This is a genomic window from Buttiauxella cochleicola, assembly GCF_021282405.1.
Taxonomy (GTDB): Bacteria; Pseudomonadota; Gammaproteobacteria; order Enterobacterales; family Enterobacteriaceae; genus Buttiauxella; species Buttiauxella massiliensis.
In genome coordinates, this window is sequence record NZ_JAJSOU010000006.1 from 250645 (window position 1) to 274611 (window position 23967).

Genomic DNA, 23967 nt, shown 5'->3' on the forward strand with positions numbered 1-23967 from the left:
ATAATCATTATCATAAAAGGTACTCCCGGAAGGGTGGCCTGCCACGAGGCGGCGGGCACGCGGAAAACGGCTAGTTTTCATGTTTTAGGGTCATCATCATCATGTGCGTAAGTTGCTGTTTTCTAAGAATGGCAATTTGCAAAGATGTCGAAGCGTTCAAAAAGTGTTCACCATCATGGACCAGGAAGTAGCTACCCACAAACTCAACATCAATCAGCTCGCCGGAATCACTGGCGTTCATCGCCAGACCGTCGCCGCCCGTCTTAAAAACGTCCCTCCGGCACCCGGCAGCAACAGCAAACTGAAGCTCTACCTCATTACCGATGTGTTAACTGAGCTGATGATCCCGAGCGTTTCAGTATCCACTGAAGACATGCCGCCATCCGACAGGCTCTCGCACTGGAAAGCCGAAAACGAACGACTCAAGTTTGAACAGGACACAGGCCAGCTGATCCCGGCTGACGAAGTGGCGCGTGAATTTTCTGTTATGGCGAAAGCCGTAGTGCAGGTTCTCGAAACACTGCCGGATATTCTGGAGCGTGACTGTGCGCTGACGCCTGTCGCAGTGAGTCGGGTGCAAAGCGTTATTGATGACTTACGTGACCAGATCGCCCAGCGCGTTCTGGACGCTGAACCGGAGGAGGAAGAGCCAGAGGAGGACTGATGGCGAAGCGGGCATCTGCCCGGGGCATCCGCAGAGATGTGCCTGGAATACTTCGTGCCCCAAGCCGCATGCTGGTGGCCGATGCGGTCAGTGAATACATGCGCGTGCCGATGGGAGCAGGTAACTCTGTTCCGTGGGACCCGAATTTAGCCCCGTATGTGATCGAGCCAATGAACTGCCTGGCGTCGCGTGAATATGATGCGGTGGTGTTTGTCGGGCCAGCGCGAACCGGTAAGACGATTGGCCTGATTGATGGCTGGGTGGTTTATAACGTCGTCTGTGACCCGTCGGACATGCTGATTATTCAGATGACGGAAGAGAAAGCGCGTGAGCACTCCAAAAAGCGTCTGGACCGAACTTTTCGCTGCAGTCCACAGGTCGCGAAGCGACTCAGCCCAAGGCGTAACGATAACAATGTTTACGACCGTACATTCCGGGCAGGGAATTACCTCAAAATAGGCTGGCCGTCAGTCAATATCATGTCCTCATCAGACTACAAATGCGTAGCGCTCACTGATTATGACCGTTTCCCCGAAGATATTGACGGGGAGGGTGATGCTTTTTCACTGGCATCAAAACGTACGACCACCTTTATGTCCTCCGGTATGACGCTGGTGGAAAGCTCCCCAGGGCGTGATATTCGCGATACCAAATGGCGCCGTAGCTCAGAGCATGAAGCGCCACCCACAACCGGGATTTTGTCTCTTTATAACCGTGGTGATCGCCGTCGCTGGTACTGGCCTTGCCCGCACTGCGGTGAGCATTTCCAGCCTGAGATGAAGGCCATGACCGGGTATCGCGAAATCAGCGATCCGGTGAAAGCCAGTGAAGCTGCTCATATTATTTGCCCGTCGTGTTCCGGGGTAATTACTGCGGATATGAAACGCAGCCTGAATATGAAGGGCATCTGGTTGCGTGAAGGTCAGAAAATTGACCGTGAGGGCAGCGTAACGGGTGAGGCCCGTCGTTCTCGTATTGCTTCGTTCTGGATGGAAGGCCCGGCAGCCGCATACCAGAGCTGGCAGCAGCTGGTTTACAAACTACTGACCGCCGAGCAGGAATATGAAGTCAACGGCAGCGAAGAAACTCTCAAGACGGTCATCAATACCGACTGGGGATTACCCTATCTGCCGCGCTCCAGCATCGAGCAGCGAAAAGGTGACGAACTTCAGCTGCGTGCGGAGCTGGTCGAGAAACGCAGGGTCCCGGCTGGTGTGCAATTTATAGTGGCGACCGTCGATGTTCAGGGTGGTAAGAATCGCCGCTTCGTTGTTCAGGTAATTGGCTATGGCGCCCAGGGTGAGCGCTGGATTGTGGATCGCTACAACATTACCCAGTCCATGCGCTGCAATGCTGAGGGCGAAAGCCTGCACATTGACCCGGGTAGCTATCCAGAAGACTGGGATTTATTGCGCACTGATGTCCTCGATAAAACCTGGGCGCTCGATGGCGAACCCGGTAAGCGAATGACCCTGCTGGCAATGGCGGTGGATTCCGGTGGTGAGGATGGTGTTACCGACAACGCCTATGAATTCTGGCGCCGCTGCCGTCGTGACGGTATGCAGCGCAAAGTCTGGTTATTTAAAGGTGACAGCCAGACGCGTAGCAAACTGATCACCCGAACATTCCCGGACAATACCGGTCGCTCAACCCGCAGGGCGAAAGCGGCTGGCGATATCCCACTTTACCTTCTCCAGACCAATGCTCTTAAAGACCGGATCAACAACGCGCTGTGGCGTGATGTGCCGGGGGCGAACTATGTCCACTTTCCGGACTGGCTGGGCAGCTGGTTTTACGACGAACTGACTTATGAGGAGCGTTCTGTAGATGGCAAATGGACGAAGCCCGGTAAGGGCGCTAACGAAGCGTTTGACCTCATGGTGTATGCGCACGCTCTGGTCATTCTCCACGGCTACGAAAAGATTAAATGGCCTGATGCACCGGAATGGGCGCGTCGTGAAACCTATCTTGTGGATGAACCCACAACAGATGCGCCGGCTGTGGCAGCAGTTGCGAAACCGCTACCGCCAGTATCTGCAACAAAGACAAAGAAACCTGCCCGCGAATCGGCATGGGCACCATCTAATTCAGGAGGCTGGGTATGACACCTAACACAACAAGTATTCAGGAAATGATCCGTCTCTATACCCAGGCTGAGATGGAGGTTTTGCAGGGCAAATCAATTGTCTTTAATGGTCAGCAGATGACCCGTGAAGATTTGAGCAAAATCCGCGAGGGGCGTCAGGAGTGGGAGCGCAAACTTGCTACGGCTAACTCAACCAGTGGCGGTCGTAGTGGTTTCAAACTGGCGAGGTTCTCGCGATGAGTTCGCTCGACAATCTGATTGGGTTGTTCTCTCCGGGCTGGAAGGCAGAAAGGCTCAAGTCCCGCATGATGATCCAGGCTTACGAGGCGGTATTACCCACTCGCACACATCGGGCAAAACGGGAAAACCGTTCGGCTAATCAGCTTACTCAATCTGGTGGTCGGTCTCTGCGCGAGCAGGCCCGCTGGCTGGACTGCAATCACGATTTGGTTATTGGAATCCTCGACAAACTTGAAGAGCGCATTGTGGGGGCAAAGGGGATCATCGTTGAACCCCAACCATTACTGAAAAGCGGTGGGCTTGCCAGCGCGCTGGCTACTGATATTCGTGCCAAATGGGCAGAGTGGTCAGTTTCGCCTGAAGTAACGGGACAATTTACACGTCCGGTACTCGAACGTCTGATGGCGCGAACCTGGTTACGTGACGGGGAGGTTTTTGCGCAGCTTGTGAGTGGCACCGGAAATGGCCTGGAGCCGGTTGCAGGTATTTCATTCTGGCTGGAGGCGATGGAGCCTGATTTTGTTCCCATAGAGCGTAGCGACCCAGCTAATAAATTAAATCAGGGTATTTATCTCAATGAATGGGGGCGAGCAACAAAATACCTGGTATACAAAAACCTGCCTACTGAGGGAATGAGGCTGGGCGAAACCAAAGATATTAGTGCCGATAAAATGTTACACCTCAAATTCATGCGCCGGCTGCATCAGGTTCGTGGAAATACAATGCTTGCAGGTGTCCTGGTACGTCTCTCTGCACTGAAAGAATACGAGGACGCAGAGCTGACAGCAGCACGTATTGCCGCCGCACTGGGTATGTTTATCAAAAAGGGCGATGGGCAGTCTTACCCGGACGATGAAGCCGGATCACGTGAACTGAACATTGAGCCGGGCATGCTGTTTGATGATCTTCGCCCCGGTGAAGATATCGGGATGATTAAATCTGACCGCCCAAACCCCAACCTTGAAACCTTCCGAAACGGCCAGTTGCGTGCAGTAGCAGCAGGTTCTCGCGGCAGCTTTTCCAGTATCGCCCGTAATTACGATGGCACCTACAGCGCCCAACGACAGGAGTTGGTGGAGTCAACGGAAGGCTATTTCATCCTTCAGGATGCCTTTATTGCAGCAATTACCCGACCTATGTACCGCGCCTGGTTGAAGTGGGTTATCGCATCCGGCCAAATCACCGTTCCGGCTGGCGTGGATAAAGAATCGCTCTACAGCGCCGTGTTCTCAGGTCCAGTAATGCCATGGATTGACCCGGTTAAAGAGGCTAATGCCTGGAAAATACTGCTACGCGGTGGGGCTGCAACAGAAAGTGAATGGGTTCGCGCCCGCGGTGCGAATCCGGATGATGTGAAACGACGCCGTAAAGCGGAAATCGATGAAAACCGTAAACAGGGGCTGGTGTTCGATACCGACCCAGCTAATGACAAAGGAGCCACCAGTGGCCAGGAAGAAAAACCGGGTAATGAACCGCCCGAAAGCCAGCGCAAAAAATAGCTGGTTCCGGATGCAGGCGCAGGAAGGTAACTCTGCCGACATCTATATCTACGATGAAATCGGCTACTGGGGTGTGACGGCAAAACAGTTCGTGGCCAACCTCAAAGCGCTGGGTGATATCACTCATATCAACCTTCACATTAACTCACCTGGTGGCGATGTCTTTGATGGCATCGCCATTTTTAATGCCCTGAAACACCATGGTGCGTCGATTACCGCTTATATCGACGGTCTGGCGGCATCGATGGCGTCGGTCATCGCCATGGTGGGCAATCCGGTCATCATGCCGGAAAACACCATGATGATGATCCACAAGCCCTGGGGATTCACAGGTGGTGACGCGAACGACATGCGTGATTACGCCGACTTGCTGGATAAGCTGGAGGGCGTACTTATCCCGGCTTATATGGCAAAAACCGGTAAGCCTCAGGAAGAGATTGCCGCCATGCTGGAGGACGAAACGTGGTTGTCCGGTGCTGAATGCCTGGCGCTGGGTTTTGCCGACGAAGTTACTCCATCCCTTCAGGCAATGGCCTGTATTCAGTCAAAACGTATCGAGGAATTCGAGAAGATGCCACGCACAATTCGCAACATGGTCACCCCTCCACGCAATACAGCTTCAAGAGATTTACCCAAGCCACCAGAAAATAACCCGTCAGCAGTTCAGGATGCGAACGCTATCCTGGCTCAGGAGCGTGAAGGTCAAAAGAAACGCATTCATGCCATTAAGGATTTGTTCGCAATGTTTGGAGGTAAATACGCTGATCTTCAGGCCGAATGCGTTGAAGATCTTGAGTGTTCGCTAGAAGGTGCGCGGGAAAAACTGCTCAATAAAATGGGTGGGGAATCTACGCCATCAAATAAAACTGGAAGTGATGCAAATCGTTATGCGCTTGCCGTGAACTCACAGCAGGGAAGCCACATTTATGCGGGCAACGGTAACTTTGTCGGTGACGGTATTCGTCAGGCTCTGATGGCGCGCGCGGGTTATGAAGACATGCAGCGTGATAACGTCTACAACGGCACTACTTTGCGTGAGCTGGCGCGTATGTCGCTGACTGAGCGCGGTTTCGGTGTGGCCTCCTATAACCCGATGCAAATGGTTGGTTTCGCACTGACTCACAGCACCTCTGATTTTGGCAATATCCTGCTGGATGTGGCGAATAAAGCGCTGTTGCAGGGCTGGGATGAGTCAGCGGAAACCTTCGAGCAATGGACCAAAAAAGGCCAGCTGTCTGACTTCAAAACGGCACACCGTGTGGGTATGGGCGGCTTCCCGTCGCTGCGTCAGGTCCGTGAAGGTGCTGAGTACAAGTACATCACTACCGGTGATAAAGGCGAAACCATCGCGCTGGCCACCTACGGTGAGATTTTCTCTGTGACCCGTCAGGCGATCATCAACGATGATCTCAATCAGCTGACCGATGTGCCGATGAAAATGGGCCGCGCCGCTAAAGCGACTATCGGCGATCTGGTTTATGCCACCCTGACCGCGAATGGCAAGCTGTCCGATGGCAAGGCATTGTTCCATGCCGATCATAAAAACATGGCCACCGGCGCTATCGATATCAGCAACCTCGACAAAGGTCGTCAGTTGATGCGCACCCAGAAAGAGGGTGAGCGAGCACTGAACATTCGCCCGGCTTACATTCTGGTACCAGTGGCGCTGGAAACTACCGCTAATCAGACCATCAAGTCTGCGAGCGTAAAAGGGGCTGATGTGAATGCCGGGGTGATTAACCCAATCCAGAACTTTGCTGAAGTTATTGCTGAAGCGCGTCTGGATGATGCTGATCCGGCTGCATGGTATCTGGCTGCTGCGCAGGGGACGGACACCATTGAAGTGGCTTATCTGAACGGTGTTGATGCTCCGTATATCGACCAGCAGGAAGGTTTCACCACTGACGGTATCGCCACGAAAGTGCGCATCGATGCCGGTGTGGCGCCACTGGATTATCGTGGTCTGGTGAAATCCTCCGGTAAGTAATCAGCACTACCCTCCAGTGGCCCGAAAGGGCTTTTTTTATGTCTGAAAAACGGCTCCCGAGCGGAGCCGTGGAGAAATCTCATGAAAAATTACCTTCAGGATGGTCACACCATCACGATTAAAAACGCCGGGAATGCTGTCATTCTCAGTGGTACACCTGTTCCGGTTGGCGATCTGCTGGCTGTGGCCATTGCAGATATTCCAGCGGGTGAGTCGGGCGAAGGGGTAACCAGCGGCGTCGTCGTGTTGCCTAAGCTTGCCACTGACAACATTCCCCAGGGCAAAGCCCTCAACATCAAGGACGGTAAAATCCAGATTGATGAAACAGGCGGGAGTCCAGCCGGAAAGGCCTGGGAGGCGGCTGCGGCAAATACCACCACAGTTGCTGTTCGTCTGAATGGCTAGTCCGTTCGCGCAGTTTGCCGCCCGGATGGATGCCGCCACGGTGACCGTTATGGGAGAGCCGGTACTGATTAATGGCGAACCCACCCGCGCCATTGAAAGCCAGTTTGATGCCGAAATGGGGCCGTTGGCAGGTGAGGGGCTGTCGCTGGTGGTGTTCTCCACCACACTCAAACCCCGGAAAGGGGATGAAGTTGTGTGGCAGGGGAAAGCGTACAAGGTGACCCGCCAGAAAACCTTTAACGGTAAACCGCAAATCTGGATTGAGTAGGAGGCAATGTGTCCATCAAAGGGCTGGAGCAGGCTATCGCCAATCTCAACAGCATCAGCAAAACCGCCGTTCCCCGCGCATCGTCACAGGCTATCAACCGTATCGCCACCCGGGCGATCAGTCGAAGTGCCCGTGAGGTCGCGCAGGAAACCCGGGTTCAGCGAAAGCTGGTGAACCAGCGTGCCAGGCTGAAAAAAGCCACGGCACGAAAACCACAGGCCACCATCAGGGTGAACCGGGGGAATCTGCCCGCTATCAAGCTAGGTCCGGCAAGCGTGCGACTGTCACGGCGTAAGCGGGATAAAAACGGCACCCGTAGCGTGTTACAGGTGTGTCGCTTTCGTTTCCCGGGCGCCTTCATTCAGCAGTTAAATAACGGGCGTTGGCATGTGCTGCAGCGTACAACGAAGTCTCGCTACCCTCTGAAAGTCGTGAGTATCCCTATGGCTGAACCGCTGACAACGGCGTTTAAAGCACATAGTACAAAACTCACGGAAACCGACTTACCCAAAGAGCTGGCCGCAACGCTTCGCAACCAACTCCGACTGGTACTTATCAAATGAAACATCCGCAAATTCGTATAGCGATCCTCAATGCACTCAAGGCTGGAGTTACTGAGCCTGTTACCTGGTTCGATGGTCGCCCGGCAGTTCTCGATCCCGAAGACCTTCCTGCAGTGGCCGTTTACCTGACCGATGCGCAGTCAACGGAAGATTCCATTGATGAGGATATGTGGAGCGCCACCTTACATATCGAAGTATTCCTGAAAGCCGCTGAGACTGATTCCGCTCTGGATGAGTGGATGGAAAGCCGCATTTATCCGAGTCTAAGCAGCATTCCTGGCCTGAGTGACCTGGTTGAAACCATGGCGTCGCAGGGCTACGACTACCAGCGCGATGATGAAATGGCGACGTGGGGATCTGCTGATATGAAATATTCACTCTCTTACACAATGTGAGGAATCTATGCCTGCACCAAACCCACTTGCACCTGTAAAAGGCGCCGGTACCACGCTCTGGATTTATACCGGCAGTGGTGATGCCTTTGCCAATCCTACAACAGACGTTGACTGGACCCGTCTGGCGAAAATTAAAGACCTTCAGCCAGGTGAGCTGACGGCTGAATCGTACGACGATACGTACCTTGATGATGAAAATGCTGACTGGGCCGATACTGCCCAGGGCGCAAAGTCAGCCGGTGATGCAACCATTACACTGGCCTGGAAACCGGGTGAATCCGGTCAGCAGGATCTGGTTGCCTGGTTTGAATCTGGTGACAAACGTGTCTACAAAATTAAGTATCCGAACGGCACAATTGATGTTTATAAAGGCTGGATCAGTAGCCTGGGTAAAACTATCCCGGCAAAAGAAATCATCACCCGTTCAGTCAAAGTGACTAACACCGGCAAGCCTTCTCTGGCAGAAGATAACCGCGCACCGGTCACCGCGGTTACAGGCGTGACGCTGGATAAAGCCACGCTGAGCATTAAGGCTGGCGCCAATGACACGGTTAATGTGACGATTAATCCTGCCGGCGCATCGGATAAAACCTTCCGCGCTTCAAGTTCTGACCCAACCAAAGCGACGGTCGCGGTTAATGGTGATGTGTTAACGATCACTGGTAAAGCGGCTGGCTCGGCTGAAATTGTTGTTATGACCAATGACGGCCTGTTCGTAGGTATCTGTGCCGCGACTGTCACTGCTTAACCAAAGGGGCTTTGGCCCCTCACTCCAGGAGTAACCCATGTTTCTGAAAACCGATGAATTTGCTTATAACCAGAAGACAGTGATGCTGACTGAAATGTCTGCACTGCAGCGTATTGAGTACCTGGAATACTCCGTTGAACTGAGCAAGCCCCAGGTCGAACCTGAATCAGACATTGCAAAAGTTGCCGCCCTCAGCCGCCAGAATCTTAATCTCAATGCACGGCTGGTTGCCCTGTCTTTATGGCATAGCGACAATAAAAAAACCGTCAAAGATATTCAGCAAACAATTTTGTCCACCTGGCCCTCGGAAGCGCTGTCACTGGCTGCCAACCAGGTTCTCATTTTAAGCAAAATGGTTCCTGAACTTCCGGATGCTGCAGATCCGGTCATTGAAAATGGCGAGACAAGTGAAGTGGTCGATAATTCTGCGGAAAAGTCCTGACCACCGAACTGGAATTTGTTATGCGTCTGGCGCGTGAATTCAGGCGACCGGACTGGCGCTGCATGCTCTCTTCGATGTCCTGTAGTGAGCTTGCAGAATGGGCTGCTTTCTATCGTGGAAATCTCTTCTCAGATGCTTTGATTGATGCGGAGTTTTCCGCTCTCAGTCTGACAATCACCTCCGCATTCTGTGGAAAAACCGAGTTAACCATGGCTGATTTTAGCCTGCTCAGTTCGGTATCCGATCCTGTTGAACAATCTGATGAAGAAATGATGTTAGCGGCCGAGGGGCTGTCAGGGGGGATGCGCTATGGCCCAGTCGGTGGGTGATTTAATCGTTAATCTGGATGTCGACAATACCCGCTTCACTGAACAAATGGAGCGGGTAATAAGGCATACAGGGAGTTTTGGTAAGGCGGCAAACGATGCTTCTGCCCAGGCTCAGCAAATGGCTGACAGACAGGCATCGGCACTCAAAAGTTTACTGAACAGCATCGACCCGACGACTAAAGCGTTCAGTAACCTGGATGATCAGTACACCGCACTTCAGCAGCATCTGAATGCGGGTCGCATCGATGCATCACAGTTTGAATACTATAACCACATCCTGGATGAGAGCCTGACGAAGCTGGTTGATGTGGGTGATGCTCAGGAAAAAGTTGCGGAACAAGCGAGGCGAGCAGCTGCAGCCGAATCCGCGGCGACAAAACGGTTTCTTGAAGGCATTGATCCCACCCTACGGGCATTTAACCGTATTGATGAGAATGTGGCAGAGCTGCATCAGCGGTTTGAAAGTGGCTTTATTCCGGAAGCGCAGTTTAAATCCACACTGGCGATGCTCGAGCAACAACGAGCAAAGCTATACGAAGTCGGTGAAGCAGCTGAGCAGACAGAAAGTGCGATGGGGGGAATGCCAGCAGCACTTTCCCGTCACGAACTTGCTGCAAAGCGTGCGGGGATCTCAGTCGGTCAGTACACCCAGGCATTGCGCTTTTTGCCGATGCAGATGACGGATGTGGTGACTCAGCTGGCGGGCGGACAAAATCCGCTGCTTATCCTTATCCAGCAGGGTGGGCAGGTCAAAGATGCATTCGGTGGTATTCGTCCTGCCATGGTTGCAGTGGGCGATTCCCTGAAGGGGCTGATCGCGGTTTTAAATCCGGTTAATCTGGCCATCGCGGTTGCCGTTGCCGCTCTTGTGGCAATTCCGTCAAGCATGGCATTTGCTTCATCCACCCTCGGTGATATTCAAAAATCGCTCATCATGACTGGCGCTGCGGCTTTTGAGTCAGCTGGAGATATGGCGAATGCTTCTGAACGCATAGGAAACGCCACAAATACCAGTTTTGCAGCGACATCCAGCCTGATGGCTGAGCTGGTACAGAAGGGAAAATATACGGGTGAGCAAATCGAGGTCATCACTAAGGCGACCCTTGACTGGGGGCGTGCGACCGGGGAGACAAAAGATAAGGTTGAGGGGTTCTTTTCTCAGATAGCAGACGATCCGGTTCAGTCCATGAAGGCGCTGAACAACCAGTTCGACTTTCTGAGCAAGGCGCAGGCTGAGCATATTGCCACCCTTGATAAGGCTGGGCAGCACACTCAGGCAGTAACTGAGCTGACCAATCTTCTTGCCGACACCATTGATAAGCGCAGTCAGGACATTATCGACAATATGTCTCCCCTGGAAAAAGCCTGGGAAGATGTTAAAAAATGGGCATCAGACACAGCTATAGCTGTCGGTATTGATTTTAATGCCATGGCCTCCATGGTTATTGATGTTGTTGGTGCACTGATTGATCAAATCCGTGGCCTGCTGGCTCACGGCGATGAGATCATTTCTAATGTTACCGCGGGTATTGCTGAACGCGCGGCGAAATTACCTGGACTGGGATCGGTTTTTGAACCGATGGCCAAAAGCGCACGTGAATCCGCAAACGAACAGCGACAAATCTGGACTGATGCTGAGAAAGACAATGCTGAACGCCTGAAGCGTCTTGCTGCAGGCATGCAGGGGTATCGGGATGCAATATGGAAAGGTCGCCAGGTTGCCCAGGGTGCCGGCCAGAAAGATGCAGTTGCTGATGTCGTTGATAACGCCAAAAAGCCGGATAAAAAGCCAAAAGCTATTACTGAATCTGCCGGCGACAAGACGCTGGAAACCTTTAATGAGCAGAATATTGCGCTTCAGTCACAGCTTGAAACCCTGCGTAAACACCGTGATATCAACGACACCATTAGTCAACAGCGGAAAGATTTGTGGACCATTCAGGCTAAATTCAACGTGCTTGAAGATGCCCATAATAGCCGGCTGCTAACTGCCGCTGATAAGTCCATGCTGGCCCACGAAGCTGAAATTAAAGCAATGGCAGAGAAAAATGCCATTATCGGCGATGAAGTGGTTAAGCAGGAGCGTCTTAATCGGTTGCATGATGACTCAGTGAAATACATTGAGAAGGCGGGCGCAAAGCAGCAGGCCTATTTAGACAGTCGTGGGAAATCATCGCGTGAGGCTCAGCGCATACTGGAACGAAAAGATTTGGAGCGCCAGTTTAAAGATGCTTCACCCGATGATCGACAGGCTGCAATCGCCGCGCAAAGTCAGCAATTTACGAATGAAGATAAGCAACGTGGTGACTGGGAAAATGCCGCGAAATCTTCGTGGGCTAATTATGCTGATGCGGCAACGGATACTTACGCGCAGGTTCAGAGTGTGGCGAGTGCGACATTTGACGGACTGAGTCAGGGCTTGACCGATATGCTGATGACCGGCAAGGCAAACTTTGCCAACTTCACCAAATCAATACTCGGTATGCTGGCTCAAATCCTGATTAAGCAATCTCTGGTGAGTGGTGTCAGTGCTGTTTTTGGTGCCGAAGCTAATGCGAATGGTGGTGTTTATAGTTCAGCCAGTCTTAGCGCATTCAGCGGAACGGTAGTAAATCGACCCACTTTGTTTGCTTTTGCTAAAGGTGCTGGTGTGATGGGCGAGGCGGGGCCTGAAGCGATCTTACCTCTGCGTCGTGGTGCAAACGGCAAGCTTGGGGTTGTTGCGGGTTCTGCTGGTGGTGGGATTCATATCGAGAGTAATGTGTATGTCCAGACTGATAAATCGACCTCTCAAACATCAGGAAGTAATGATGCTGTTGGCAGGGCATATCAGCAGACTGTTGATTCCAGTATTCAGGAGGGTATTCGTCGGGAGTTACGTCCTGGCGGCATGATCTGGAGTGCTCAACAGAAGCGATAGTTACTTTTTTATCAGTCCCTGGTTAGTATGTACAAAACATATTAATCAAAGGGATAACGATGAGAGTTTTAATTCTGGCACTTACTTTGATTGGTTTAGCTGGATGTTCTTCTACAGTAACTCCGCCCAGCCAAGCTAAATTAGCACCTTCTGAAAGGTTATTTAAATTTCAGGATCCCACCAAAGAGAAGGCTAGCCTGACAATCATTCGTGACCGCGGATTTGGTGGGGCGGGTTGTTTCGCATCTGTTTATATTGATGGCGAGGTAGCCGCGAAACTTGATCCAGGTGAGAAGGCAACCTTCTATGTTAAAACTGGCGAAAGTGTAGTTGGTGCGGGTCTTGAGGGGCGAGGACTCTGTGGTGCCAGCGGAGAACGACAGGAACGCTACATTAGCTTAAGACCCGAAGAGCGCAAATACCTCAGAGTGTTTACCAGTGCTGATGGTGATATGGATATTCGACCCACAACTCTCAATTAAACAATTATCTAACCACCTTCGGGTGGTTTTTTTATGGGAAAAATATGGCAATAGAAACATTCGCCTGGCCTATTCAGACCTCCAATCAACCGACTCTCGATGTAAAAGACAGAATACGTAAAGCTCAGTTTGGTGATGGTTACGAGCAGGTGGTGGGTGACGGGCTGAACCCATCGCAATTCTCCTTTCCTTATTCTTTTACGGGGAAAGCAGCTCGATCGATGGAAATCTACAACTTTCTGTCGCGCCATAAAACGAAGGCTTTTATTTTCACTCCTCCATACGGAGAGAAGGGGCTTTACAGGGTGGCAGCAGATTCTTTAAAGCGAATGGTAAAAGGCAAAACACTGTTAATCGTTACCGCAACCTTTGAGCAGGCATTTGCACCATGATTAATAATGACGTTCAGAAACTCGAACCGGGCAACAAAATACGCCTGGTTGAAATTGATGGCTCGGCCTTTGGTGCGGGCCATCTTTATTTTCACGCTAATACCATTCCTCATACGCCGGAAGAAATCGACGCTGCTGGTGGTGATGAAAGCAAGCTACCGGCCAAGCCTGTCTGGTTCGGCGGGCAGGAATACAGCGCGTGGCCGTTCGAAATAACCGGTATGGATACCTCCAGTGACGGTCAGACAGCTGAGCCCTCACTGAAAGTGGCCAACCTCGATGGTGTGGTGACCGCGCTATGTCTGCGTTTTGATGATATGGCTCAGGCCAAAGTCTCTGTACTCGATACCTTCACGCACTATCTCGATGCCAGTAATTTTCCTGATGGCAATCCGACAGCTGATCCCCTGCAGGTGAAAAAGCAGGTCTGGTATATCGACAGCAGGAGCAGCGAAGACGATGAGGGGGTTGAGTTTAAGCTATCCAGCCCGATGGATTTGCAGGGGCTACTTATCCCCACACGACAAATAACGGCAATCTGCACCTGGGCTTGCCGCAATCAGTATCGTTCGGGTGATGGTTGCTCTTACAACGGTCCTCTCATGTTTGATCTGAAGGGTAACCCGGTTACCGATCCCTCTCAGGATAAATGCTCTGGACTGATGGTGGATTGCAAGAAACGCCAGGGCGCCGACAACCCACTGGATTTTGGAGGCTTCCCCGGCGCAAGCCTCCTGAGGAGATAGTCATGCTTGAAAAAATCACAGAAGCTATTCTTGCGCACGCTGCTGCCGAATTTCCGAATGAATGCTGTGGTCTGGTTATTCAGAAAGGGCGGGTTGAACACTACGTTCCGTGTAAGAACATCACTGCGGTACCCACCGAACAGTTTGAGCTTTGTCCGGAGGACTTTGCCGCGGCAGAAGATCGGGGAACTATCACTGCCATTGTGCACAGCCATCCGGGCGATGGCGCGACAACGCAGCCGAGTGAGTTAGATATGCTACAGTGTGATGCGCATGGCCTTCCGTGGGTCATTGCGTCGTGGCCAGAAGGAGACATTCGCACCATTTATCCTCGCGGTGATCGCGAGCTGGAAGGTCGTGGCTTCGTTCTTGGCCATGCTGATTGCTGGTCACTGATTATGGACTGGCACAAACGACAGGGCGTCGAGCTTAAAAACTACAGCGTGGATCGTCCGTGGTGGGAGTCTGGCGCTGAAAATCTCTATCTCGATAACTGGTATGCCGAAGGCTTCCGCGAAGTGAACACACCCCGCCCGGGCGATATGGTGCTGATGCAGGTATCCGCGCCGGTGGTGAATCATGCCGGCATTCTGCTTGAAGATAACCAGCTTCTGCATCACCTCTACGGGCAACTCTCCTGCAAAACACCCTATGGCGGTTACTGGCGTGAACGAACGGCCCTCATTGTCAGACATAAGGATTTACCATGAATCAGTATAAAACTGTTTTGCTGAGTGGAAGCCTGGCGGCACTGTTTGGTCGTGCGCACCGGCTGGTTATCGATACGCCAGCGGAAGCGTGCCGCGCTCTGTCCATCACGATTCCCGGATTTGAAGCGTTTATGCAAAACGCTCATCTAAAAGGGCTTCGCTTTGCCGTCTTCAAAGGTAGGCATAACATCACCAAAGAAGAGCTGAAGCATAACAGCGGCGATGAAGTGATCCGCATTGTACCGGTGATAGCCGGGAGCAAGCGGGCTGGAGTTTTGCAAACCGTTCTGGGGGCGGTGCTGGTAGTTGCTGGCGTACTTATTGGATATTTCTCTGCTGGCACAATGTCTGCATTTGGTTACGGAATGGCGAAGTTTGGCGCTGCAATGATGATTGGCGGTGTCGTTCAGATGCTTTCCCCGCAAGCCAAGGGGCTGGCGTCACGGCAAGACCCAGACAACATGCCGTCATATGCGTTCGGCGGCCCGGTTAACACTGTCGCCATGGGTAACCCGGTTGGTGTGGCTTACGGTCTACGTGAGCGTGGCGGGGCCATTATCTCTGCAGGTATTTATACCGACGATTACAAGTAACAAACTTCATCCTCTACAGGGTCGCTCAGGCGGCCCTTTTTTGTGGGCGCAATATGGTAAATATTCAGGGGCGCAAAGGTGGTGGCGGTAATGCGCAGTCACCAAAAGAATCACCCGATTCACTGCATTCTGTTGCTACCGCCAAAATCCTGTTGGCGCTGGGCGAAGGGGAATGCGCTGGTGGGCTGACTGATAAAGATATCTATCTCGACGGCACGCCTGTTCGGGCGCAGGACGGGACATTAAACTTCCCTGGCGTGACATGGGAGTACCGCCCCGGTACTCAGGCGCAGGAGTACATTCAAGGTATTCCCTCGGTTGAGAATGAAATCTCGATCAATACGCCGTTAAAACAAACCCAACCGTGGACCCGCGCCATCAGCAATACGCAGCTTTCTGCGCTGCGTATTCGTCTTGGCCTTCCCGCGCTGCAAAAGCAGAAAGATAACGGTGACGTTGTTGGCTCCCGGGTTGAGTACAAAATTGAACTGGCCACTGATGGCGGTGCATATCAGGCCGTTGTGAATGGCGCGTTCGATGGCAAGACAACCTCGCTTTATGAGCGCTCGCACCGTATTGACCTGCCAAAAGCCACCACTGGCTGGCAGGTTCGCGTTACCCGCATTACTGCTGATTCTGTTTCCAACCGAATTGCTGATGCCACGAATATTGAAGCGTACGCTGAAGTTATCGATGCCAAACTTCGGTACCCGAATACCGAGCTACTGTTTGTCACCTTTGATGCGAAGCAGTTCAGCAATATTCCACAAATCAGTGTTAAAGCACCAGGCCGACTCATCCGCGTGCCGACGGCATATGATGCTGATTCACGAACCTATAGTGGTACATGGGATGGCTCATTCAAGTGGGCCTATTCCAACAATCCGGCCTGGGTGTTTTACGACATGGTCCTCAATCCCCGCTTTGGCCTGGGTGACCGTCTTGATGCAAGTCAGGTCGATAAGTGGGAGCTCTACCGCATTGCGCAGTATTGCGATCAGCTGGTACCGGATGGACTGGGCGGGAGTGGTACCGAACCGCGTTTCCTCTGTGATGTGTATATTCAGAGCCAGAACGAAGCCTTCAACGTGCTACGCGACCTGGCGAGTATCTTTCGCGGTATGACCTACTGGGCCAATAACCAGCTATTTGCACTTGCTGACCAGCCACGGGATATGACTTATGTTTTCACCCGGGCAAATGTCATCGGCGGGAAGTTTGTTTATGCCGGTGGCAGCGAGCGTAACCGCTATTCGACAGCAATGGTGTCCTGGTCCAATCCCGACAATCATTATGCCGATGAAGTGGAAGGCGTGTTTGAACAGGACCTGATTCGTCGTTACAAGGTGCGTCAGACTGAAATTACCGCGATTGGCTGCACCCGTAGAACCGAAGCAAATCGTCGTGGTCGCTGGACACTACTGACGAACGCCAAAGACCGCCTTGTGACATTTTCCACCGGGATGGAAGGGATGATCCCACTGCCCGGGTATATTATCGGCGTGGCTGACCAGAACCTGTCAGGCAAGGTGATGGGTGGACGTATCAGCGCGGTTAACGGTCGGGTTATTACTCTTGACCGAGTCGGCGATGCAAAAGCAGGTAACCGCCTGATAATCAACTTACCATCTGGCGTCTCTCAGGCTCGTACGATTCAGTCGGTCACTGATAAGCAGGTCACGGTCACCACGGCTTACAGTGAAACGCCGGAAGTGCAGTCGGTGTGGGTTGTGGATGCTGATGATCTGTTTATCCAGCAGTACCGGGTTACTGGCGTCACTGATAATGACGATGGCACATTTACCATTGCGGCCATTAACCACAATCCTGATAAATATGCGGCCATCGATACCGGGGCACGTTTAGACGATCGCCCAATTTCGGCTATTCCTCCTGGTGTGCAGGCACCGCCAGCGGCAGTCACCATCAGCAGTTATAGTCGGGTAGTGCAGAACATCAGCGTCGAAACGCTGCGTGTGAACTGGGAGGCGGTACCGAACGCCATTGCGTACGAATGCGAGTGGCGAAAAGATAATGGCGACTGGGTGAATGCACCGCGTACCAGCTCGTTAGGGTTTGAGGTCACGGGCATCTATTCCGGTCGGTACACCGCGCGCGTACGTGCAATTAACTCGAGCGACATTAGCTCTGTCTGGACCGTCAGCCAGGAAGCCAACCTGACGGGGAAAATCGGTTCTCCACCAAAACCTCTGGGATTATCAGCAACCGATGATGTGGTCTTTGGCATCAACATTTCCTGGGGGTTCCCGGCAGATGCGGGCGATACGCTGAATACTGAAATCCAGTACAGCGCTACGGCTGATGGAACCAGTCCAATGCTGCTTGCTGATGTGCCATATCCTCAAAAGCTTTACCAACAGATGGGCCTGAAAGCAGGTCAAAACTTCTGGTACCGCGCGCGACTTATCGACCGTATCGGCAACCAAGGTGAATGGACTGAATTTGTAGGCGGTCAGGCGAGTATCGATGTCTCGGACATCACTGAAGCCGTGCTGAATCAGATTAAAGACACCGACATTTTCAAAGACTTGGTTGAGAACGCAGTCGACAGTAATTTGAAAATAGCTGACATGGCCAGCGCCATTATAGATAACGCAGACAAGCTTGCTGCAGCTGCTGGAGCAAACAAACAGACTGCTGAATCCATCATTCACAACGCGCTGGCGATTGCGAATGTTGTTGTCAGTCAGTCCGCGCAGAACGGCGCGAACTCTGCGAAGTTTGAGCAACTGCGTGAAGTGCTCGCGACGGAAACTGAGGCCCGCGTTACTGACGTTACCCGGCTTGAGGCGAAGGTCACTGGTAATGAAGCGGGTATCACGGAAGTTCGCCAGGCGCTGGCCACAGAAACGGAAGCGCGTGCAACAGCCGTTGATGAGCTCACAGCAAAAACCGGGGATAACGCTGCTGGGGTTTCGCTTCTGACACAGGCGGTCACTACGCTTGATTCGTCTACCACTTCACGCTTCGAAGAGTTGTCGGGTAAAACTGATAACGCCAGTGGCGGCATTCAGAACACCTCGATTGCACTGATTCAGAACACACTGGCCCAGGTGAGTCTACGACAAACCATTACAGCACAGTACGGCAGTAGCATTGCTCAAATTCAGCGTATTGATGAAACGACGGCTAATGATCGTGAGGCAAATGCGCGGTCACTGTTGCAGCTGGAAAGTAAGGTCAATGGCAATGGTGCGAGCATCACTAACCTCAGCCAGACCGTTGCCAATTATCAGCAGGCAACAGCCAGCCAGGTTACTGCAATTAACGCCTCAATCAATGGAGTGAGCGCCGCTGTTACAACAAATGCGTCGGCGCTGGCCAACATCGATGGCGCACTGAACGCGATGTATTCGATTAAAGTGGGCATTGACAAAAATGGTCGAAAATACGCGGCAGGAATGGGCATTGGTGTTGAAAATACCCCTGAAGGAATGCAGTCGCAGATACTGTTCCTCGCGGACCGTTTCGCAGTAATGGCTCAGGCTGGCGGTGCGGTAACGCTGCCTTTTGTCATCGTAAACGGGCAGGCCATCATCCGCGATACGGTCATCGGCGATGCCACAATCAGTAATGCCAAAATCGGTAGTTTTATTCAGTCCAATAACTATGTGGCTAACACATCAGGCTGGCGGCTGGATAAGGATGGCGCCTGGTTTAATTTTGGCAGTGATGGTGCAGGGGCAAGAAAATCGACAAATGTTACCGACAGCGTAAGAGATGAGAATGGCGTGTTGCGCTGCCAATGGGGAAAACTGACGGGGGTATTCTAATGGCATGGGGATTTCAGACATGGGATGCGAATGGCAAGCCGAACAACTATGGAATAAAGCCTGTCTCGGTAGTGGGCCGCATTCAGCTCTCAGCAGGGCAGAATTCCGGTAGCTGGTCGTTCAGCATCCCTCAAGGTATGAAGGTTGGATTTGCCATTTCTCTGGATAAGGGGGCTGTCTCTGTCGGTCGCCGCATCGTTGCGAGCGGTAATACCATAACCCTCAGTGCCGCAAGCAGTACCGGAGTGGGGAACTATCCGGCATCCGAATGCGAGCTGATAGTCTTCCTGGAGAAAGCATAATGGCGGGATACGGTGCGCTAATTGCGCTTGAGAACGGTAATCCCTTCATTACTCCTCAGTCCACACCGTTCTGCCTGTACCGGAAGGTAACAGTAAACTCGGCCAATGTGGGCGGTAGCTATCAAGGCGCCAGCATGGATATACCTATTGACGCAAGCTACCCGGCGATAGTGTTCTGTAAAACATCTAATGCAGCAACGGTGGGGGCCACACGCGTGGGGAATATGATCAGTGTCGGGTCGAGCAGTCCCAGAGGTGACAGCCATACCCTGACAGCCTACGTTTTCGCTATATTCCCTCAGACTCTGCCTGCATGGGGTATGGCGATATGGGATGAAAACGGAAAGCTTGTGCTCACGAATGAAAGCCGTGTTTTAAGCGATCTGGTCACTGTCGGAACGCCAGGGAACGGCGGGGGCATTAACATTGACCAGACATTATCAGGGTCGTATGCAATCGTCCCGGCACTTCTTGGATCTTCATTGTTCCAGGTGATGGTTCAGGGGCAACCGGTCATTGTTAACGTGACCGCATATGCTGGTGCGCTATTCAACGGCACTACCACCAGAATTAACGCTCAGGGTAGTCAGACCGGCCAGGGAAGCGCAGTTGGCGGGACGAATACAGGAATGGCAATCACGGCAATTAATACCGCTGCATATGATTAATCGATCGCTCCGAGTAGCTGCTTCACAACATCGATTTATAAATAATAATCATCAATTTAAGTAACCGCTTCGGCGGTTTTTTTTCGTCCGGAGAAAATATGATTTACACAACAGGCACTATCGCAGGCAACGGCAGCACAATTACAGGCGCAGGCACAAACTTCACTGCAGCAGGCAGTCTCATACGTGTTGGCTGCACGCTGATTGCTTTCACTAACCCCGTTCAGGTTTTACAGCTCACTGCGGTTACCAGTGCTAATGCGTTATCCGTCACTCCAGCCATCAGCCCTGCAATTGCAGCCGGTACCAAATACGCCATCCTGCTCAGCGACAGCCTGAGTGTTGACGGCCTGGCGCAGGACATTGCCGAGACGTTTGGCATGTATCAGCGGTACATGTCTGGTTTCGCAGATGTGATGAATGGTGCAGGTAATGTCACCATTACTATCAACGGCGCACAGGTGACAGTGCCCGGGCAAAAGTCGTTAGCGAAAAAAGGTGCGAATAGCGACATCACCAGTTTGAGTGGACTAACCACACCGCTAAGCCTGAAACAAGGTGGACTGGGTGCAAATAATCCGGAGGGGGCGCGGGATAATCTTCAACTCGGTGTAGCATCTGGACCCATGTTCGCAAATCTGAAATTAGGTACAGATGGAAGCACCACAGCACTTTATCCCAGCTTAACTTTGGTCAGCAGTAGCAAAGCAACATCCGAAGTCGGTAGGCAAATTCTTATACAGAGTGCGGCGGGCGGAAACCTGAGCTTTATGTTCCGTAATGGGGTGGATTATGTTGATCAGAGAAGTTTTTCTTTATTTGAAGGCGTGAAGATACCAGTACCCGGGGTGTACTTCCTTTTTGGTAATCACAACACCACAAAAGCCTCAGACGGTACGCTAAAAGCAGCATCCCCTGTCATTAAAATCTTTGCAGATGGACATGTAGAAACCAATGGTGAATCAGAGGGTGTGACTGTTACGCGCCAGGGTGTTGGCGTATACCTGATTGAAGGTTGCATGGGCCTGAATGCCGACGCAGCATGGGGAGGCATCGATGGTGGTTTTGATATCCCTACCGACCGCAACAAGCAGCCACTCATCTGGCTGGACTATGAAGTGAATGAAGATGGCTCAGTGTTGGTAAAAACCTACCACCGTACTCACCCCGATGCACCTGAGTTTGCGCGCAATGAACGAGAGGGATTTGCTGGCGGCGATCCGATTGATATCCCCGCAGACCAGTTCGTTTCTGTCCGTGTCGAGATGCCACATGACAGCATTTATAACCAGAAGCAACTTGCTGCTGAGAAAGCTATGGAAGAAGCCCAGCGACTTGCTGCGGAGGAAGCAGCCCGCAAAGCGGCAGAGGAAGCACAAACTGACCCGGAGCAACCCCATATCTGAAAATTTACACAGCGCGTAATCCCTTCATCCTTAAAGCCCTTTAATCCCGTTAGCTTATAGCAAAGAGATGCGCCACAGCGCCGCCGTATGCAAGAGCGGGATGTGGCTGGATAACCCCGGTGTTCATGCCAGAGGTAACTGTGGATATTCTATAGGATTAGCGCCGTGCTCGGCAATCAGACTAGGGACTATTGAGAAGATGCTCGAGAGGAAACCCGGCACGGTGGCCGGGTGATTTTCAATGTAAGCCTGATGCACTTTCTTGCGGGAAATCTATCCCAAACTGTTCTGGTATTGGGGTTATATCCGCTAAAGATTTTGCTGTTATCCCCAAAGACTGGCAACGATTGTAGACACCTTTATCATGAGTCCAAACTTCTTTGACACCTGTTGATTTGGCGATTGAAATAATTTGCCTATCAAACTTCACCTTGGTGGTGGTGTCAGAGTTCATCATTTGTTTAAGTTCTTTCAAGCTAGGCATCTGGGCGCATTCAATTGCCGCGATTTCATCAAAAGATACTATTTCGAAGCACGATTGCGATTTAATCAGATTGATATACGCTTGGTGCTGATTTTTATCTATTCCTACCAGAAACTCTGCCAAGACAGGGGTGGGTATAAGCACAGCACCACCTAGGCTATCAACATGTTCGATTAGCGCTTCTGCACGTTTCTGCGGATCAGAAATAATTTCGCCAGTACACGGATCTGTGAGCGAAACTCCATCCTTGGTTCCAGTAAGAGCTTGAACCAAAACGTTGGTATCAAAAATTACTCGCAATTTAGTTTCCTCAATGCCTTCAGGATGGAGTGAGGATCTTCCTCTTCAGCCCATTGGTTTCCTGAAGCGGAACGGATAGTTTTAACCGCTTCTTTTAAGCTGACTTTCTTAATCTTTTCATATGAAGAGATTTTCAATTTTTTCAGCTTCCAGATGTCATCCTTACGTTCCCAATCGCCTTCCCCGTGTACCCTTATATTCTGGAATAGAATTGCACCTAGCTCTGATGCCAATGCTGGCGTTGCTTCACAAGGGTAGGTTTCACCATTAGCGCCTTCAATCTTTACAGGTATTGAATCGTCCTTTCCTCCAACGCTGTAGAGGCGACCTTGCAATGTCGTTTTCTTACGGAGATATAAAGGGATTTCTTTGCTAACTGTAGGGAAGAGGACGACGACATCATTATTTTCGTTAAGGATTTTTCCATTGAAGCCGTCTTCATAAAGCAGATCGACAAGCTTAAGATATGGTCTGCCATTGCTTTGAGCTGTAGCCAGAGATCGGGAAATCACGTCTTTATAGGTAGCTTCGTTATCAACCCATGTATTCAGGCATGCTGATCCTTCGCTAACTTTATCAAAATGCACAGCATCGGCCGATCCGTACAAATCTGACAGAGCAGACAAATACTTCACCAGTCGAGCCATTGGCAGCTTGTCAGGGCTTGTCCCATCTAATTTTAGAATGAGGCTATTTGGCTTGCGCATTTTAATAAAATCCACTATTCGGGGTTGCTGACCTAAGTATAGCTTCAATCACTTAACAAATAGCTGATTGCAGAATGGCTAGCAAAAACTTGACAGATGTTAACCCATAAAAATTATGTAGTTAACCTGGAATTATAGTCAGTGTTAATCCTTCGCGTTATTGCCAGCTTCTTTTCCCTTGCCTCACTACTGCCATAATAGCTTTACCCGAACTTTCGTACTCCGGTAGCGACAAAACTCGCCACTCCCCATCAAAGAATCCAAGAACACAACAGCGACCGCCAGTTGTACTTTTTATCGCGAAGCTTTGCATGTCAGATGAAGGTGTCGGGAGTTTTTCACCTGGGAGGGGGAAGTAAATCCTCACCCCGCCAATGATCATGTTGTCCATAGATGCTACTCGCTGACGAGCCAGAACTCGGCTTCTTCAAACATTTCCTCGACCAAACGATTTATCTTTTCTTTCTCTGTCTTCGTGCAGTCGCTGTTAACGGCATTGGCTTGCATCGGTTTAACGCGAACATCAGCAGCAGGGAAAATCCCATGCACACGTTTTGTCAGTTCGGCAAGTATGAGGTCTTTGGCACCCGGTAAACCTTCCACATTGCGTTTGTCATAAACGAGTTCAACGTACATTACTTATACCTTCTCATTGTTTAACTGTATAAATATACAGTAATGATTCTTTTGATATTGGGCAAGTAGTAGGAGTGAAAATTTTTTATGGGCAAGTTTTTCATGGAAAAAGCCCAGGTGCGACTCTTACCAAGCAGAGATATTATGGCTTTTTTGGGGAATTTTATTGCAAATTACAGCACCCCAATAGCACCCCTTGTA

Annotated in this window: 25 protein-coding genes; 22 read left to right on the top strand and 3 right to left on the bottom strand. The window is 51.4% G+C overall.

Going from position 1 to position 23967, the window contains the following annotated elements; genetic code table 11:
* Positions 1-175: 175 nt before the first annotated feature.
* The 22 genes from LVQ79_RS10725 to LVQ79_RS10830 all read left to right on the top strand — a co-directional run bounded on the left by LVQ79_RS10725 (position 176) and on the right by LVQ79_RS10830 (position 21639).
* Positions 176-664, top strand: a complete 489-nt coding sequence (locus LVQ79_RS10725) for a DUF1441 family protein (protein WP_232864923.1) — start codon at positions 176-178, stop codon at positions 662-664.
* The gene (locus LVQ79_RS10730; protein ID WP_232864924.1) at positions 664-2769 is read left to right on the top strand and encodes a phage terminase large subunit family protein; all 2106 of its coding nucleotides are present in this window, start codon (positions 664-666) and stop codon (positions 2767-2769) included. The genes LVQ79_RS10725 and LVQ79_RS10730 overlap by 1 nt, the downstream gene beginning before the upstream one ends.
* Positions 2766-2990 carry a DUF6148 family protein gene (locus tag LVQ79_RS10735; protein WP_232864925.1) on the top strand — a complete coding sequence of 75 codons (225 nt, stop codon included), beginning with the start codon at positions 2766-2768 and terminating at the stop codon, positions 2988-2990. Before LVQ79_RS10730 ends, LVQ79_RS10735 begins: the two co-directional genes overlap by 4 nt.
* On the top strand, positions 2987-4489 hold the full coding sequence (locus LVQ79_RS10740; RefSeq protein ID WP_232864926.1) for a phage portal protein: 1503 nt from the start codon (positions 2987-2989) through the stop codon (positions 4487-4489). Before LVQ79_RS10735 ends, LVQ79_RS10740 begins: the two co-directional genes overlap by 4 nt.
* Positions 4458-6476, top strand: coding sequence for a ClpP-like prohead protease/major capsid protein fusion protein (locus tag LVQ79_RS10745; RefSeq protein ID WP_255668932.1), 2019 nt, complete (start codon positions 4458-4460; stop codon positions 6474-6476). The genes LVQ79_RS10740 and LVQ79_RS10745 overlap by 32 nt, the downstream gene beginning before the upstream one ends.
* Before the next feature lie 81 nt (positions 6477-6557).
* Positions 6558-6881: a DUF2190 family protein gene (locus tag LVQ79_RS10750; protein WP_232864928.1), complete on the top strand. Its 324-nt coding sequence runs from the start codon at positions 6558-6560 to the stop codon at positions 6879-6881.
* The gene (locus LVQ79_RS10755; RefSeq protein WP_232864929.1) at positions 6874-7149 is read left to right on the top strand and encodes an ATP-binding protein; all 276 of its coding nucleotides are present in this window, start codon (positions 6874-6876) and stop codon (positions 7147-7149) included. The genes LVQ79_RS10750 and LVQ79_RS10755 overlap by 8 nt, the downstream gene beginning before the upstream one ends.
* A gap of 8 nt (positions 7150-7157) precedes the next feature.
* Positions 7158-7712, top strand: a complete 555-nt coding sequence (locus LVQ79_RS10760) for a phage tail protein (protein ID WP_232864930.1) — start codon at positions 7158-7160, stop codon at positions 7710-7712.
* Entirely contained in the window at positions 7709-8107 is a 399-nt protein-coding gene (locus LVQ79_RS10765; RefSeq protein ID WP_232864931.1) for a phage minor tail U family protein, read from the top strand. Before LVQ79_RS10760 ends, LVQ79_RS10765 begins: the two co-directional genes overlap by 4 nt.
* 7 nt (positions 8108-8114) lie before the next feature.
* On the top strand, positions 8115-8855 hold the full coding sequence (locus LVQ79_RS10770; protein WP_232864932.1) for a phage tail protein: 741 nt from the start codon (positions 8115-8117) through the stop codon (positions 8853-8855).
* 37 nt (positions 8856-8892) lie between these two features.
* Complete coding sequence (gpG, locus tag LVQ79_RS10775) at positions 8893-9297, top strand: phage tail assembly chaperone G (RefSeq protein WP_232864933.1); 405 nt, start codon at positions 8893-8895, stop codon at positions 9295-9297.
* Between the two features lie 20 nt (positions 9298-9317).
* Positions 9318-9626, top strand: a complete 309-nt coding sequence (locus LVQ79_RS10780; protein WP_232864934.1) for a phage tail assembly protein T — start codon at positions 9318-9320, stop codon at positions 9624-9626.
* A complete protein-coding gene (locus tag LVQ79_RS10785) occupies positions 9607-12546 on the top strand; it encodes a phage tail tape measure protein (protein WP_232864935.1) in 2940 nt (979 codons plus the stop codon). Before LVQ79_RS10780 ends, LVQ79_RS10785 begins: the two co-directional genes overlap by 20 nt.
* Positions 12547-12605: 59 nt before the next feature.
* Positions 12606-13028, top strand: a complete 423-nt coding sequence (locus LVQ79_RS10790; RefSeq protein ID WP_232864936.1) for a hypothetical protein — start codon at positions 12606-12608, stop codon at positions 13026-13028.
* 44 nt (positions 13029-13072) lie between these two features.
* Complete coding sequence (locus LVQ79_RS10795; protein ID WP_232864937.1) at positions 13073-13420, top strand: phage tail protein; 348 nt, start codon at positions 13073-13075, stop codon at positions 13418-13420.
* Positions 13417-14166 (top strand): phage minor tail protein L, encoded by a 750-nt coding sequence (locus LVQ79_RS10800; RefSeq protein ID WP_232864938.1) that lies wholly within the window; start codon positions 13417-13419, stop codon positions 14164-14166. The genes LVQ79_RS10795 and LVQ79_RS10800 overlap by 4 nt, the downstream gene beginning before the upstream one ends.
* 2 nt (positions 14167-14168) lie before the next feature.
* Positions 14169-14876 carry a C40 family peptidase gene (locus LVQ79_RS10805; RefSeq protein WP_232864939.1) on the top strand — a complete coding sequence of 236 codons (708 nt, stop codon included), beginning with the start codon at positions 14169-14171 and terminating at the stop codon, positions 14874-14876.
* The gene (locus tag LVQ79_RS10810; protein WP_232864940.1) at positions 14873-15469 is read left to right on the top strand and encodes a tail assembly protein; all 597 of its coding nucleotides are present in this window, start codon (positions 14873-14875) and stop codon (positions 15467-15469) included. Before LVQ79_RS10805 ends, LVQ79_RS10810 begins: the two co-directional genes overlap by 4 nt.
* Positions 15470-15522: 53 nt before the next feature.
* Positions 15523-19263, top strand: a complete 3741-nt coding sequence (locus LVQ79_RS10815; RefSeq protein ID WP_232864941.1) for a TipJ family phage tail tip protein — start codon at positions 15523-15525, stop codon at positions 19261-19263.
* Positions 19263-19565: a hypothetical protein gene (locus LVQ79_RS10820; protein WP_232864942.1), complete on the top strand. Its 303-nt coding sequence runs from the start codon at positions 19263-19265 to the stop codon at positions 19563-19565. Before LVQ79_RS10815 ends, LVQ79_RS10820 begins: the two co-directional genes overlap by 1 nt.
* Complete coding sequence (locus LVQ79_RS10825; RefSeq protein WP_232864943.1) at positions 19565-20233, top strand: hypothetical protein; 669 nt, start codon at positions 19565-19567, stop codon at positions 20231-20233. The genes LVQ79_RS10820 and LVQ79_RS10825 overlap by 1 nt, the downstream gene beginning before the upstream one ends.
* 98 nt (positions 20234-20331) lie before the next feature.
* On the top strand, positions 20332-21639 hold the full coding sequence (locus LVQ79_RS10830; protein WP_232864944.1) for a phage tail fiber protein: 1308 nt from the start codon (positions 20332-20334) through the stop codon (positions 21637-21639).
* A gap of 238 nt (positions 21640-21877) precedes the next feature.
* Here the strand turns inward: LVQ79_RS10830 and LVQ79_RS10835 are convergent, their stop codons facing one another.
* The 3 genes from LVQ79_RS10835 to LVQ79_RS10845 form a co-directional block, all read right to left on the bottom strand.
* On the bottom strand, positions 21878-22423 hold the full coding sequence (locus tag LVQ79_RS10835; RefSeq protein ID WP_232864945.1) for a type II toxin-antitoxin system VapC family toxin: 546 nt from the start codon (positions 22421-22423) through the stop codon (positions 21878-21880).
* Positions 22414-23130, bottom strand: coding sequence for a hypothetical protein (locus tag LVQ79_RS10840; RefSeq protein ID WP_232864946.1), 717 nt, complete (start codon positions 23128-23130; stop codon positions 22414-22416). The genes LVQ79_RS10835 and LVQ79_RS10840 overlap by 10 nt, the downstream gene beginning before the upstream one ends.
* A gap of 396 nt (positions 23131-23526) precedes the next feature.
* Positions 23527-23766 (bottom strand): DinI-like family protein, encoded by a 240-nt coding sequence (locus LVQ79_RS10845; RefSeq protein WP_064511873.1) that lies wholly within the window; start codon positions 23764-23766, stop codon positions 23527-23529.
* Positions 23767-23967: the final 201 nt, after the last annotated feature.

Excerpts from the sequence above, each read along its gene's own strand:
- LVQ79_RS10725 (WP_232864923.1), top strand. The coding sequence starts at position 176 with ATGGACCAGGAAGTAGCTACCCACAAACTCAACATCAATCAGCTCGCC.
- LVQ79_RS10730 (WP_232864924.1), top strand. The coding sequence starts at position 664 with ATGGCGAAGCGGGCATCTGCCCGGGGCATCCGCAGAGATGTGCCTGGA.
- LVQ79_RS10735 (WP_232864925.1), top strand. The coding sequence starts at position 2,766 with ATGACACCTAACACAACAAGTATTCAGGAAATGATCCGTCTCTATACC.
- LVQ79_RS10740 (WP_232864926.1), top strand. The coding sequence starts at position 2,987 with ATGAGTTCGCTCGACAATCTGATTGGGTTGTTCTCTCCGGGCTGGAAG.
- LVQ79_RS10745 (WP_255668932.1), top strand. The coding sequence starts at position 4,458 with ATGAACCGCCCGAAAGCCAGCGCAAAAAATAGCTGGTTCCGGATGCAG.
- LVQ79_RS10750 (WP_232864928.1), top strand. The coding sequence starts at position 6,558 with ATGAAAAATTACCTTCAGGATGGTCACACCATCACGATTAAAAACGCC.
- LVQ79_RS10755 (WP_232864929.1), top strand. The coding sequence starts at position 6,874 with ATGGCTAGTCCGTTCGCGCAGTTTGCCGCCCGGATGGATGCCGCCACG.
- LVQ79_RS10765 (WP_232864931.1), top strand. The coding sequence starts at position 7,709 with ATGAAACATCCGCAAATTCGTATAGCGATCCTCAATGCACTCAAGGCT.
- LVQ79_RS10770 (WP_232864932.1), top strand. The coding sequence starts at position 8,115 with ATGCCTGCACCAAACCCACTTGCACCTGTAAAAGGCGCCGGTACCACG.
- gpG (WP_232864933.1), top strand. The coding sequence starts at position 8,893 with ATGTTTCTGAAAACCGATGAATTTGCTTATAACCAGAAGACAGTGATG.
- LVQ79_RS10780 (WP_232864934.1), top strand. The coding sequence starts at position 9,318 with ATGCGTCTGGCGCGTGAATTCAGGCGACCGGACTGGCGCTGCATGCTC.
- LVQ79_RS10785 (WP_232864935.1), top strand. The coding sequence starts at position 9,607 with ATGGCCCAGTCGGTGGGTGATTTAATCGTTAATCTGGATGTCGACAAT.
- LVQ79_RS10790 (WP_232864936.1), top strand. The coding sequence starts at position 12,606 with ATGAGAGTTTTAATTCTGGCACTTACTTTGATTGGTTTAGCTGGATGT.
- LVQ79_RS10795 (WP_232864937.1), top strand. The coding sequence starts at position 13,073 with ATGGCAATAGAAACATTCGCCTGGCCTATTCAGACCTCCAATCAACCG.
- LVQ79_RS10800 (WP_232864938.1), top strand. The coding sequence starts at position 13,417 with ATGATTAATAATGACGTTCAGAAACTCGAACCGGGCAACAAAATACGC.
- LVQ79_RS10805 (WP_232864939.1), top strand. The coding sequence starts at position 14,169 with ATGCTTGAAAAAATCACAGAAGCTATTCTTGCGCACGCTGCTGCCGAA.
- LVQ79_RS10810 (WP_232864940.1), top strand. The coding sequence starts at position 14,873 with ATGAATCAGTATAAAACTGTTTTGCTGAGTGGAAGCCTGGCGGCACTG.
- LVQ79_RS10815 (WP_232864941.1), top strand. The coding sequence starts at position 15,523 with ATGGTAAATATTCAGGGGCGCAAAGGTGGTGGCGGTAATGCGCAGTCA.
- LVQ79_RS10820 (WP_232864942.1), top strand. The coding sequence starts at position 19,263 with ATGGCATGGGGATTTCAGACATGGGATGCGAATGGCAAGCCGAACAAC.
- LVQ79_RS10825 (WP_232864943.1), top strand. The coding sequence starts at position 19,565 with ATGGCGGGATACGGTGCGCTAATTGCGCTTGAGAACGGTAATCCCTTC.
- LVQ79_RS10830 (WP_232864944.1), top strand. The coding sequence starts at position 20,332 with ATGATTTACACAACAGGCACTATCGCAGGCAACGGCAGCACAATTACA.
- LVQ79_RS10840 (WP_232864946.1), bottom strand. The coding sequence starts at position 23,130 with ATGCGCAAGCCAAATAGCCTCATTCTAAAATTAGATGGGACAAGCCCT.
- LVQ79_RS10845 (WP_064511873.1), bottom strand. The coding sequence starts at position 23,766 with ATGTACGTTGAACTCGTTTATGACAAACGCAATGTGGAAGGTTTACCG.